Genomic DNA, 12,997 nt, shown 5'->3' with positions numbered 1-12,997 from the left:
CCGTGAGTTGGCTGTAGCGCCCAAATAGGTGTTTGACTCTTTCTAGTGGGGTTTTAAAGCCTTTGGCTTGGTAGAGTTTATCGACCGCTTTATCGAGTTTGTGGTGGGCGTGGAGCCTTAGCGGTAGATACTATGGTTAAAATGGGCTACAAAAATGTGGTTAATTTAGCCGGTGGTTTTAGTGCCTGGAAACAGTGTAACGGTGATATTTCTGTACCGCCTGTTGATAATGGCTTAATTCGTCTAGATCACCCATGGAATCCAGGATTTCAAGAAGGTAACGTTTGTTAACGTTTAAAGCTTAAATAAAAATAAACAGGCCTGGTAAAGTTGAACGATTACCAGGCCTGGTAAATTTTGATTTTTGTTTTATCTACGTTGTAATTTAAACGAGCTGACTGAATTTTGTAGCTGTTGTGATGAATCCAATAAAGATTCTGCTGTGGTGGAAGTTTTGTCTACCAGTGCAGCATTTTGTTGAGTGTTATTGTCAATAGTGGTAATGGCGTCATTGATTTCACTCACACCTTGAGATTGCTCTTGTGAAGCGGTTGAGACTTCTCTCACAATACCAAGCATTTTTTGGGTTTCACTGGTCACTTGTAGTAAAGAATTACCTACTTTATCAACTTGGCCAACCCCAACGTTAATGGCATTGGATGTTTGTTCAATTAAGCGGCTAATGTCTTTAGCGGCTTCGGCTGATTTTCCAGCAAGACTTCTTACTTCCCCTGCCACTACGGCAAACCCTCGGCCGTGTTCTCCCGCTCTTGCCGCTTCAACTGCGGCATTAAGCGCTAATAAGTTGGTCTGGAATGCAATTGAATCAATTAAACCTGTAATCTCTTTAATTTTATTTGAGGCTTCTTGAATATTGTTCATTGAGTTTTTAGTATCGCCCATTACAGCGTTGGCATCTTGAAGCATGTTACTCTGAGTTTCGGCAATAGAGGTGGCCATTCTTGTGTTATCTAAGTTGTTATGAATTTGCGAGTTAGTTTGCTCCATTGCAGCAGAGGTTTTTTCTAAAGTTGCCGCTTGTTCTTGGGTGCGACTATTTAAGTTATGAGCACCTTCGGCAACGCTTGTTACTCCTTCTCTAACTTGGACTGAAATATCCGTAACTTGTGATAGCGTTTCCGTTAAACCATTAATACTTTGGTTAATGGCCTGTTTTGCTTGTTCAACAGTAAATTCGTATTTATGGGTAATAGGTTGGGTTAAATCGCCTTGTGCAATACGTTGTGCGGCTTCAACAATATTGTTAAAGCCTGTTTCAATGTGTTCTAGGGTTTTGTTTAAGTTTTCTTGCAGTTTCGCTAAGTCACCTTTAGCGATATTTTGAATTCGCTCGTCAAATTTACCACGCGCGGCAAAATCCATTACTTGGTTTATTTCTATGAAAGCAGTTGAGATGGTTTGCATTGAAATTAAGCAATCATCCACCACTTTGGCATAAGCACCGTGTAAGTTATTTTGATGTTCTTTATTAAATTCACCCTCTTGTAGGTCGAACATAACTTCACCAATTTTTTGAAAGGTTTCTTTTAATGAGCGACTGGTCTCATTGATACGCCCTTGTAAAATTCCATAGTCTGATTGAAAAGGGTATTCAATAGAATAGTCTAAACGACCAGCAAGAATCTCTGCAATAGCTACCTGTGAAAGCATCGACTGACGGTTGTATGCTGTAGCCATTTGAGCGATTTCATCATTGCCATAGGTGTGAATACGGGCAAAAAGATCTGAGTTTTTGACTGAATTATCCATTGTTTTTTGAGTTTGGCGAATGGGTTTTATGATCATAATCCATAGTAGAACAAGGATAATCATCATCATTAAAATCAGCGAAAAAAGTACCTGATAAAAAGCCGATTCTGCTACTTTATCTTGTTGAGCAAGAATGACATTAAATTTGGCAATATCTTCGCTTACTATGTGATAACCCATTAGTTTATTTGTACTGTCATAAATAGGTTTTGCAAAATGAAAGTATTTGTCTGTGACTAAATAACCTTGTTCAAAGAGTTTATTGATATTAACTTTACGCAAGGCGTTAATTTGGTCTCCTGAATTTTCCATTGAAAAACTTTTGTTACTACCCACAACCCAGTTTTTATCCGCAGAAATAGGAATATTATTGGCGTTTTTCTGACGATATTTATCTCCAGCTAAAGCGTATTCTTTTGATATACCAACCATGTATGCACGTTCTCTTGTTTTAAGATCTCGGCGAATAGATCCCACACCTTGAATAAACTCAACTCCACCTTCAAATTGGCCATCTTTAATGATGGGAATAATCGATTTAATGTTAAAACCTACAGAGCTTATGGCTAGAGTAACTTGTGGCTTTTGTTCTTTCGCCAGTTGTTTTAGATAGCTTCGGTTAGAAAGGTCGGAAATAACTTGTTTGTCTAATGGTTTCCAAGATTTATAAAAAGAGATGCTATTTTCATTGGTAAAATGCATTTTTACATTTTTCAATGGGCTCATCGCTTTGTATTCGGCACTAATTCCTGATAAAGCTTTACGTAAAGCTTTTTGGTCCATATTTACTGTGGCATTTTGAATTTCTTTTGTGTGAGTAATTCCAATGGCATTGGTTAAACCAATGTCCTTTTTCTTACGCATTTCACTGTCAATTAAATCGGCAATGCTTTTTGAATAGTTTTCAGCCGCGTGCTTTTCAATAATGATTTTATTGCTTTGCATGTAAGCAAAAGCAAGTCCTAGGATTAATGCTGAAACTAAGAGAGTTATAGAAATTATTTTTTGATTTAATGAGGCTTTTTGAAATCCAAAAACAGAAGATATCTTGTGTTTAGTTGCGCTTACCCAATTACCACTAAAAAATACGAGCTGTTTATTTTTGATTTTTTGATATAGAGCTTCAGCTTGTTGAATTTTTTTTGGGTCTGTAATAATGCGTTTTACAGAGGTATAACCAAGATATTGGCCATTTTCATGAATGGGTTGAATACGCATGTCGGTCCAGTAAACCTCACCATCTTTTTTTGCTTCACAAACTGGAAAGCTTACAGGTAGGTTTTTCTGGCATTGGTCAGCAATGGTATCTTGTATAATTGGAGGCAAGTTGGGAGCTCTAAGAATGGCTGTAGGTCGACCTACCAATTCTTGGGAATCGTAGCCTACCCAACTTAGGTATTCTTGATTGATATATTGAATAATGCCATTGGCATCAACACGAGCAATAAGGCGAACAGATTCTTGCATGATGCATTCCTGAAAAATAATTAAATTAAGGTAAATAAAGTGAAAGCAATAAGTGTGCAAGAATTACATTTATATTGATATAAATGTAATTTAAGTGTTTTTTGTTTAAATTAGTGACTATGACAAAATATAGATGACTTGAAAGTTGCCATTCATTTGTATGGTTAGTTTATCAAGTTAGAGTATATTGCCAGAGTCAGTTGCCAGAGTCGATTGCCAGTTATAGGTAGCAAGCAAATAAACCAATTTATCTGTTTGATAAAATCTGCTTTTTAAACCGTGTTTTACGCTTTGATAGGTTTTAAATACCTTTCACGCTTTTTAGGTTTTAATTTGTCTAGTTCAACGAGTATTAACGCATCCACGCAGTCGTTAAAGTCTGGGTCTATACTAAAGTCAATAAAGCTACAGCCTTTGTCATCAGCAACTTCGGCATATTGCTTAAACAGAGTGGGTACTTTTACACCTTCTAAGTCGAGCAGAGCATTCAGTTTTTTGTAACTTTCTTTGTAGTCACCATTAAAGACTTCTTCAGCAATTTGTTGATTATTTTTACTCAGTTTAACGGGGCGAATGGCTTCGGCTAAACCTTGTTTAGATCCAAATTGCTGTTGATAAAAACCAATAATGAGTTCTTTTGAATTTTGTGGGTAGGCATCGCTTAGTGATACCGGACCAAATAGGTATTTTATATTGGGGTGTTGTGCCACATAAGCGCCAATACCGTACCATAGGTAGTCTAAACTGCGCTTACCCCAATATTTAGGTTGCACAAAACTGCGACCTAATTCAATGGCGTTAGGCAAGTAGTTTTCTATTTCGGGTTTTAGGTTAAATAATGTACTGGTGTAAAGGTTGTTAATGCCTTGTTTGTTGCCCTTGTTATTTTTAATAAGGCTGGCACATTCCCCCAAACGATAAGCGCCAACAATTTCTAAATCTTCTTCATCCCATAACACCAGATGACGATATTGATTGTCATAGGCATCTAAATCCATAGAAGTGCCGGTACCTTCTTCTACTGTTCTAAAAGTAAGTTCTCGTAAGCGCCCAATTTCATGCATTACAGGTGAATCCGATTCAAAATCATAAAGATAGATTTTTTTACCATCTTGAGTTTGACCTAGTAGCGGAGATTTATTTAGAGTTTTTTTTAGGCTTTGTCTATTTACAGGAGGAGCAATGGTTTCTTCTGTGATAAAAGCAGGTTGTTTGCCTTTTTTAAGCGCTTTGGTTTCTTTGTCTAGTTTATAGAGGTGTTTACGAAACTGATTTGCTAGCTGTTTAGGGGGCGTATCTATTTCAGCAATGGCTTTCCACGGAACTTGTTTGCCTACAAAAAACTGAATTTCTTGATGTTTTTTATTAAACATCTCTTTTACCAACATCATGGTGCCTAGCGGTTTATATAAAGTAGATAAGGCATAAAAAAGCGATGAATTACGGGCATCAATATAAATAGGCTGAATGGGAGCTTTAGATTTTTCAGCGAGCTTTAAAAAACCGGCTTTCCATTTACCATCACGCACGCCATTAGGGCGAATTCTAGAGACTTCTCCCGCTGGAAAAATAATGACCGCTTCTTCGTTTTCGAGTGCGGCAAGGATTTTTTTAAACTGGCTTTTATGAGCAGATTTTCCGGTCAGATTATCTACCCCTAAAAACAACGACTTTAAGGGGGCGATATTGTTCAGTAAATCACTGGCTACAATTTTGACGTCTGCTCGAACGGTACGTACCATTTTTAATAATGCTAGGCCATCTAAAGAGCCTATTGGATGATTGGCCACCATAATCACACGACCTTGAGCCGGAATGCGTTCTAAACCTTTAGAGTTAACTTTGTAGCTAAAATTGAAAAAGTTTAATACTTCATCAAGAAAGGCAAAACCTTTTAAATGTTGATGGGTTTCTATAAAGGCATTGATTTCGTTTTCATGCGCAAGTGATTTGATTAAACTAATAGCAAGTTTTCCGGTTTTCTTATTGTGAAGTTCAGGAAATTTTTCATTAATAGTGGCTTCAATATCTAGCATAGTGTTTATTACGACCTGGTTTGGTGATGGTTGGATGGATTTAACTCGAACATTATTAAATACGAACTTGACAAGAATGTGACAGGCCGATGATGCTTTTTTGAACCAAGAGTCTTTGAATGCTAAACGTTAAATGGTAAATGATTAGTAGAGAGTTCAAGGTTTTGGATGAGCTATGAATTCAGGGGGCAGAGAAAGCGAGAAAACGAGTTCTTTGTTAAGATATTAAAAATCATTACTTAAAAGTGCGGATTTATTAATTTAGTGAGACCTTTGCATCTATTGCGTGTTTATGTCATTAAGTGCCAGGAGTTTTAGAGGGGTTATTTTGAATAGTCATATAAAAAATAGACATGTTAAAAACAGACTTAATATTTCATTTGCTAGGGTCTGGTTTCTATTATTTGGAGTAATCGGTTTAAGTTCAATTTTTAGCCTAACGTCAGCTTATGCTCAAGAGTCTTTAGATATTGATGTTAATGACAACACCTTAACGATTGAAATTATAAATGCAAATTTACCAAGCGAAGATACCAGGCCTGGTAGTTCTGATTTTAAAACAGAAAAACTAGGGGTAAAACAACCCTCGCAACCCATTGCGCGAGTTGTGTGGCTACCCTCTGAATATGGCGTGTTACCGCAAGAAAAAGTAGTTGCTCAGCAGTTAGCTAAGTTAGGCATTGAATCTTGGTTTGTAGATTTTTATGAAGCTCTGTTTTTATCTCCCACGCCAAGCGCCGTAGACAAAATTAACCCGCAATGGACCGCGCAACTTATTACTCAAGCACAAAGGGCACAAAGGGCAAAAGGGGCTGCGGATGAAAAAATACCCGTTTGGATTATCGCACCAAATAAAGCGGCACAAATTGCGGTAAGAGGCTTGCAGAGTATTCTGCAAAAGCCAATTAATCATTTGGGTTTAATTTTGATTAACCCCAATTTATATCTACAAACCCCTTTACCAGGCCTGGTAGCCGATTATTGGCCACAAAGTGGTAATGTCAATTTACCCGTTAGTGTAATTCAAGCTGAACTCTCTCCCTGGAAGTGGCGTTTAAATGAACTTAATCAGCAGCTTCAGCAAGCGGGGAGTGATGTCTTTACCCAGATTATTCCTGATGTAAGAGATCGTTTTTATTTTAGAGAAGACGCTTTGGAGATTGAAAATCAGCGAGCAAAAACACTCGCAAATACCCTAGCCCAAGCAATGCGTTTGCAACTAGCTTATTTGAGTAAAAATCGATTAATTAAACCGCTTCATATCACGGTTAATAATACGGTTAATAATAAGCTTAGTCATGAGGTAAATCAAAATCTAAATAAAGATAATTCGCAGCCTAAAGCAAGCAAAAGCTTGCAATTATCAGCCTATAAAGGTGCGCAGGATTTAGCCTTAAATTTAACAGCCATTAACGGTAAAAATTATGATTTAACGGCTGAAAAGGGTAAGGTAATTTTGGTTAACTTTTGGGCAAGTTGGTGCCCGCCTTGTGTTCATGAAATGCCTTCAATGGCAAGGTTAAAAACCCATTTTAAAAACCGTAAGTTTGAGATTTTAGCGGTAAATCTAGGCGAGGATTCAAACACCATTCAAACTTTTTTAAGAGAGCATCCGGTGAATTTTCCAGTATTACTTGATAGTGACGCTAAGGCGGTTAAAGATTGGAAGGTATTTGCTTACCCTAGTAGCTATTTAATAGACAAGAATGGAAAAATACGTTTTGCTTTATTTGGCGCAACGCAATGGGATGACTTGCAACACTTAACTAAAATAGAGGCATTATTGGTTGAATAAGGGGCTGAATAAGTTCTCTATAGCGGTATTTACTCTCGTGAAAAGGTCTCTTAGTAAAGCTTGTTTAGCGCATAAAGATTGGTTTGAATATGGTCTAAGAATCAAAGACTAATCGTTCCCGACCTTGTTGTTTGGCAAGGTATAAGGCATTGTCGGCACGTTTTAAAATATCGTACTGATGATCTTGAGTCAGCAGCGCCTTTGTTGCACCTCCTGATATTTTAATTTCTCTCTTTAAGGCTGGAATGTCTGCAAGAAGCAGTGAATTAGCAATATCTTCATATAGTTTCTGAACGATTTGAGCATCCGTATTCCTAATAATCACCAAAAACTCTTCTCCTCCTAAGCGGTAAGCATCGGCATATTCAAAGTTTTGGATTTCTTGGAGAAGAATCTCACCAAGTTTTTGTAATACTAAATCACCCGTATCATGTCCAAAATCATCGTTTATTTTTTTAAAGAAATCAATATCCAGCATCATTATCCAAAGATTAGAAAGATGTGCGGGTGCATTTTTTAGCTGTTTTAAAATAATAGAAAAATCTTGATTTAGAGCGTGACGGTTTTTTAATTTTGTCAAAAAATCATGATTGGCAATATATTCAAGCTCTGCTTTTTGTTTAGCAATTAATTGCTTTTTTCGTTGTTCTGTTAAATATACCCAGCTGACCAATGCATAGAGGAGCAACAAAAACAAAAACAGAATAAAGCTAATGATGATGAAGCTTTTATTGTGTGTTTTCATGATTTCTGACAGTTTGAGTTGATAGGTTGTAAAGGCGCGGATATCTCCTATTTTTTCATGAAAACCATTGACGTTACCATATCTATCTAATAATTCTTTTGGTGCTGATTTTGGGTCGCCGTGACATCTTAAACAGCTAGCGTTGTTGGGCTTAAAAGGGGCAGCAAAATATAAGAATTCTTGACCATCAATGGTTTTAATTTGATTAACGTATTGAAGAGTTCTATCTTGATTGAATTTTTTTAGTAATTTAAGTTCTTCTGGGGTGGCTTGGTTTAGGGGGTTGCGTGCATTGCTTGCGGCTAATCGATATTGCCAGCTAAACTGTTCATTACTTTCTAATTTTTTATTAAATAATTGGAAGATGTTTCTAGTAATGTAAGTGCCTGATAAAATCTGAGGGTTAAAATAATCCCGAGAGATTTTTTTTTGTTTTTGAAATTCGTAAATAACCGGCTTTATTTTGTTATTAATGTAGAATTGCATGGATTTTTGGAAAAGAATGTGATTTTGTAAATCATTTAGTTCGCTGTCGATAGTGGTTTTTTTCATTTGGTGGTAAAGAGTTACGGAGATAATAAAATAACAACTCAATAATAAAATAGCAAGTCCATAGAGAGGCGTTTTATTTATGGTTTTATTATGATTTTTATTCGCTAAGTATGACATTTATATGTTTTACACCTCAAAGATAGTCTCTTTGATACTAATATATTTGTGATTTTAATGCCATTTTTAATTAGGCGTGCTTTCAAGTAATAAGTGCAATATTTAAACGAAGTTTATCTTATTTATTTAAAGCATCATTATTTGGTTAAATAGAGTTGTTAATGATTGAATAACTCTTTAACCATATGCAAAACATGGTATTTTTTTAAAAATAATTGAATTAAATTAATAATTATTATGGGCAACAATAAAAATTTAAATGCATATAAAAATGCACAAAAAAGAGATCCATCAAGGATGGTAAATCGTTGGCCAGACCGACGTATAGATGATGAAAGAAGAATGGACTTGAGGCAATCACTATGGCAATTACGTTCAATTGCTTTGTGGGTTAAATCTATTTTTAAACCTCGCTTGGTTTGGAGCGTCGCAAAGGGACTAATCGTAGAGAAATGTTTCGTATTTCAGGGGAGTCTCATTACTCTCAATCATTGCTAACATCAGAAGAAATCCACCATTTAATTGGTGAGTAGTAGAACTCTTTCGGTTTTTTAGAGAGCGTTCGTGATTCTGTGTCAACCTAGTTCTCTAAATAAAGTAACCAGGCCTGGTTGTTTTAATTTTAGTGTTTTAACCACTCTTGAAGGGCTTGCGCTGGCATCGGTTTAGCAATTCCGTAACCTTGTCCTATATTACAGCCAAGCTTTATGAGCTCTTTACTATGTTCTTCGGTTTCAACCCCTTCTGCAATAGTTTGCATATCAAACGCCTGCGCAAGCCCAATGACCGCTTTTAAAATGGCTAAATCGCCATTATCTATCAGCATATCGCGTACAAAAGATTGGTCAATTTTTAAGTAGGATGCTGAAAGCGATTTAAGATACTCTAATGATGAATATCCTGTTCCAAAATCATCAATGGATATCTTGAAGCCTAAATCTTGACAAGTTTGCATAATAATAGAAACGTGGTGCATGTCTTCCAAAGCACTGGTTTCAAGCACTTCAAGTTCAATTAACTTAGTTGGGACTTTCGGGTATTTTGCAATCATCTTTTCTAAGAATTCGATGAGTTTAAAGTTCTGTAAAATTTGTGCTCCAATATTGACACTGATAGGGATTGCAATATCTTTTAAAATCCACTGTTTTGCCTGAAAAAATGCGTGCTCAATGACCCATTTATCTAGGTAAATAGAAGTGCTGTTTTTTTCAATAGCAGGTAAAAACTCTATTGGGGGTAATAAGCCTTTTTCAGGATGTTGCCACCTAATAAGTGCTTCAACCCCTATGATGTTTTGAGAAGGCATATCTACTTTTGGCTGATAAAAGAGAACAAGTTCATCGTGCGTGATAGCATGATTGATGGCGATAATCTTTTGATGCAGTTCTCTGGCGATTTGATCTTGTACGTCATCAAAAATATGGTAACTGTCTTTACCAGCAATCTTTGCTTGATACATGGCATTATCCGCTTGTCGAATCAATTGACCAGAATCAACAGGCAGGGTTTGAGGGTAGTAAGAAATTCCAATACTACAACTTATTTGCAGTTTATGGCCATCAATGACGATGGGTTTTCTGGTCGCTTCTAAAAAACGTTCGTAGATGTTAATGGATTCTTCAATACTGTCTATTTCTTTAAGTAAAATGACAAATTCATCACCCCCAATTCGAGCCACTATGTCGGTATCACGTGCATCTTGTATGTAACGAGTACTAATGATTTTTAATACTTGGTCACCTATTTCATGGCCTAAAGTATCATTAATTTGTTTAAAACCATCTAAATCTAAAAAGGCTAATGAGAGGGTACTTTTTTTAGCATCTACATCACTAATTGCACTCGTTAAAATGTCTGTAAACATGGTTCGGTTAGGTAAGCCTGTTAAACAGTCAAAATGAGTCATCTTTTTAAGTTTTAGCTCATTATTCTTTTGTTCGGTAATGTCAGAAAATAGAGCTAAAAAATTTAGTATCTCGTCGTTTTCGTTTTTTATTGTACTTATGCGAATGAACGTAGGGTAAATTTCACCGTTCTTTCTTTTGTTCCATATTTCACCTTCCCAGCTACCGTTTTTGAGTAAGGTATTCCATAAGTTGTTATAAAATTCTTCTTGATGAATGCCTGAACTTAGCAAATTAGGGTTTTTACCCAAGACCTCTTTTCGACTAAACCCGGTAATATTTGAAAAAGCGATATTGACATCAATAATTTTGCCTTGGCTATTGGTCACAATAATGCCTTCATGGGCATTTTTATAGACTTTTGAAGCTAAGGTGATTCTTTTTTCAGTTCGCTTGATTCTTGAGATATTTTGAATGGTGCCAAATAGTTCAATGGGATTACCCTGTTCATCCAGTTTTAACGTTCCAATACCATGCACCCATAGGCTTTTTTTAGAGAGCTGATTAATGATTTTAAATTCTTTATCAAAAGCTTGCCTCTCACAAATTACCTCGTGGTATAAATACTCTTTCATCATTTTTTGATGGTCAGGGTGAATGATTGCTAACCAACTCTTTATGGTTTTTGGATAACTTGGCGTTAATCCAAACATAACATTAACTTCTTCTGAACAATTCCATTTTTCGTCTAGGATATCTAAGGTGTAGTGCCCAATTTTGGCAAGTTTTTGTGCGTTTTTTAGTAAATTTTCATTTTTCTTGAGTTTTTCTTGAAGCTTATAATGTTCAGTAATATCAATGGCAGAACTTAATGTACCAATGACTTGACCATTTTTGTCTTTTAATAGGGCATTACTCCAGGTAAACATTCTGCGTTCACCATTTTTAGTAATAAGTTCATGGTCAATAGATTCATTTAATTCAATTCTTTGGTGAATAAAATCGTTAAAGGTATTAAGTATATTTTTATGAATTTCTGGTGGCATTAAAGACAGTTCAAACCAAGATTGACCAATTAAGGAGGCGGCACTCACTCCTAAAGTTTCCTCACCTTTTTTATTAAGCATTGTGACATTTGCATTTACATCTAAAGCTAACATAATTGCTGAGGTATTATTAAGGTAGGTGTTAGTAAGTTCAGTTTGTTGTTGGAGTTGTTCTTGTATCGTAATAATCTTAGTTAAATCGATATGGATACCAATTAAGTGAGTAGAGCTTTTATTGGTTAAAGGATCGTGAAAAACGCTCTTTTTAGCGCGCGATAATATTGGCACATAATGACCGTCTTTATGACGCATTCTAAAATTAGCTTCATAACTCGATTGATTACCTTGCAGAAATTTTTGGTTATAGTTTTTGGCTGCTGCAATGTCATCAGGGTGAAGTAGGCTTTCCCAGGTAAAATCATTGGCAATAAGTTCATCGTCTTGATAGCCTAAAATGGCTTTCCAGCGTGGTGAGTAATAGACTTCATTAGTATCAACGTTCCAATCCCAAACCCCATCTTGGCTACCTTCTAAAGTGAAGTTTAAAAGTTCTTTTAAATGGCTGTTTTCGTCATCGCCTGCGTTGCTGATTATGGTATTTAGTGTTTTCAAGTTTAACCAACTTCCCTGTTTGTTATCCGTATTTAAGATGTGTCAATTAAAATACAGTAATGGTCACAAGGTTTTTGATAAATAGCAGAAAAGTTGATTTAGATTTAGAAGAAAAATACTTTATGCAGGGATAATACTTATGTCATGATGAGTTTTGTTAGTAAGATAAAGCTTATGCTTTAAGTTTATATACTGAGAGGCATACTAAGACGCATACTAAGACGCATATCGGGACGTATTCTGACGATTGTAAATGGCAAATGACAGTAGGTTATATACTGTTTAGTTAACGTGTTGATAGGCTATGGATTTAAGGCAATCCCTTATCTATCTATTATAATCTACCAGGCCTGGTAGATTAGTAGATTGCTAGATTTAATTGGCTTTAGTGTAAAGCCAGTCTGAACTAAGCTCTTGAAAGAAATTTACCTGTTAATGTGCTCACTTTTACGATTTCATTTGGCTCAATAAATTCGGGAACTTGTATTTCATAGCCGGTTGAAAGTTTAGCGGGTTTGGTTCTGCCCGCCCCTGTCGATTTTGTTCCAGGGTTGGTTTCAACCACTTCTAAATCTACATTTGTTGGCAATTCAACCGCTAGTATTTGGTCTTCATATAGTAAGGCGGTAATTCCAGATAAACCTTCGGTAATGTATTTTTGCTCATCTTCAAGTTCATCCGCGCCTAACAGGTATTGGCTATAGTCTTCGTTATTCATAAAGACATAGTTATCACCATCAATATAAGAGTACATAACTGAAACTTTGGTGGTTTCGACCTCTTTAATCATGTCTTCGCCCTTAAATGTTTCGTCGACCTTTTGCCCTGTTTTTAAATTGTTAAAGCGTACTTTATACATGGTGGATGCACCACGAGAAGATGGGTTTCTTACATCATATGTTTTAACGATGTGCGGTACGCCGTTGATTTCAACAACACTGCCTTTTTTAAGTTCATTGATTCTCGGCATGGTAATTCCTTTACATGTTTGGGCGCTTACAGAGCATGTTTGC

Annotated in this window: 6 protein-coding genes and 2 pseudogenes; 2 read left to right on the top strand and 6 right to left on the bottom strand. The window is 36.1% G+C overall.

Annotated features, from left to right (window positions below; translation table 11 throughout):
• Window positions 1–103, bottom strand: a pseudogene (locus BS34_RS13240) (type IIL restriction-modification enzyme MmeI); the annotation flags it as partial.
• Window positions 104–111: 8 nt separating this feature from the next.
• On the opposite strand from BS34_RS13240, the pseudogene BS34_RS12985 reads away from it, so the two are divergent.
• Window positions 112–291: pseudogene (locus BS34_RS12985) on the top strand (rhodanese-like domain-containing protein); the annotation flags it as partial.
• A 78-nt stretch (window positions 292–369) separates the two neighbouring features.
• On the opposite strand, the gene BS34_RS0109955 reads toward BS34_RS12985, so the two are convergent.
• Both BS34_RS0109955 and BS34_RS0109950 read right to left on the bottom strand, forming a co-directional pair.
• Window positions 370–3,237: a methyl-accepting chemotaxis protein gene (locus tag BS34_RS0109955; protein ID WP_029408370.1), complete on the bottom strand. Its 2,868-nt coding sequence runs from the start codon at window positions 3,235–3,237 to the stop codon at window positions 370–372.
• A gap of 284 nt (window positions 3,238–3,521) precedes the next feature.
• On the bottom strand, window positions 3,522–5,273 hold the full coding sequence (locus tag BS34_RS0109950; RefSeq protein ID WP_029408369.1) for a bifunctional ornithine lipid synthase OlsF: 1,752 nt from the start codon (window positions 5,271–5,273) through the stop codon (window positions 3,522–3,524).
• Between the two features lie 328 nt (window positions 5,274–5,601).
• Between BS34_RS0109950 and BS34_RS0109945 the strand changes: the two genes are divergently transcribed.
• Window positions 5,602–7,068 (top strand): TlpA disulfide reductase family protein, encoded by a 1,467-nt coding sequence (locus BS34_RS0109945; RefSeq protein WP_051640792.1) that lies wholly within the window; start codon window positions 5,602–5,604, stop codon window positions 7,066–7,068.
• A 94-nt stretch (window positions 7,069–7,162) separates the two neighbouring features.
• On the opposite strand, the gene BS34_RS0109940 is transcribed toward BS34_RS0109945, so the two are convergent.
• The 3 genes from BS34_RS0109940 to yeiP all read right to left on the bottom strand — a co-directional run bounded on the left by BS34_RS0109940 (window position 7,163) and on the right by yeiP (window position 12,954).
• Window positions 7,163–8,482 carry a diguanylate cyclase gene (locus BS34_RS0109940; protein ID WP_029408367.1) on the bottom strand — a complete coding sequence of 440 codons (1,320 nt, stop codon included), beginning with the start codon at window positions 8,480–8,482 and terminating at the stop codon, window positions 7,163–7,165.
• A gap of 622 nt (window positions 8,483–9,104) precedes the next feature.
• Window positions 9,105–11,984: a sensor domain-containing protein gene (locus BS34_RS0109930; protein WP_051640791.1), complete on the bottom strand. Its 2,880-nt coding sequence runs from the start codon at window positions 11,982–11,984 to the stop codon at window positions 9,105–9,107.
• 406 nt (window positions 11,985–12,390) lie between these two features.
• The gene (gene yeiP, locus BS34_RS0109925; protein WP_029408364.1) at window positions 12,391–12,954 is read right to left on the bottom strand and encodes an elongation factor P-like protein EfpL; all 564 of its coding nucleotides are present in this window, start codon (window positions 12,952–12,954) and stop codon (window positions 12,391–12,393) included.
• Window positions 12,955–12,997 lie beyond the last annotated feature (43 nt).

Origin of the sequence: Thiomicrorhabdus sp. Milos-T2, assembly GCF_000702325.1 — a bacterium.
Lineage (GTDB): Bacteria > Pseudomonadota > Gammaproteobacteria > Thiomicrospirales > Thiomicrospiraceae > Thiomicrorhabdus.
Note: the sequence above shows the minus strand (reverse complement) of the source record. Positions and strands in the feature narration are given on the sequence as shown.

What these genes read in the sequence shown, in the direction of transcription:
- BS34_RS0109955 (WP_029408370.1), bottom strand. Translation starts at nt 3,237, where the DNA reads ATGCAAGAATCTGTTCGCCTTATTGCTCGTGTTGATGCCAATGGCATT.
- BS34_RS0109950 (WP_029408369.1), bottom strand. Translation starts at nt 5,273, where the DNA reads ATGCTAGATATTGAAGCCACTATTAATGAAAAATTTCCTGAACTTCAC.
- BS34_RS0109940 (WP_029408367.1), bottom strand. Translation starts at nt 8,482, where the DNA reads ATGTCATACTTAGCGAATAAAAATCATAATAAAACCATAAATAAAACG.
- yeiP (WP_029408364.1), bottom strand. Translation starts at nt 12,954, where the DNA reads ATGCCGAGAATCAATGAACTTAAAAAAGGCAGTGTTGTTGAAATCAAC.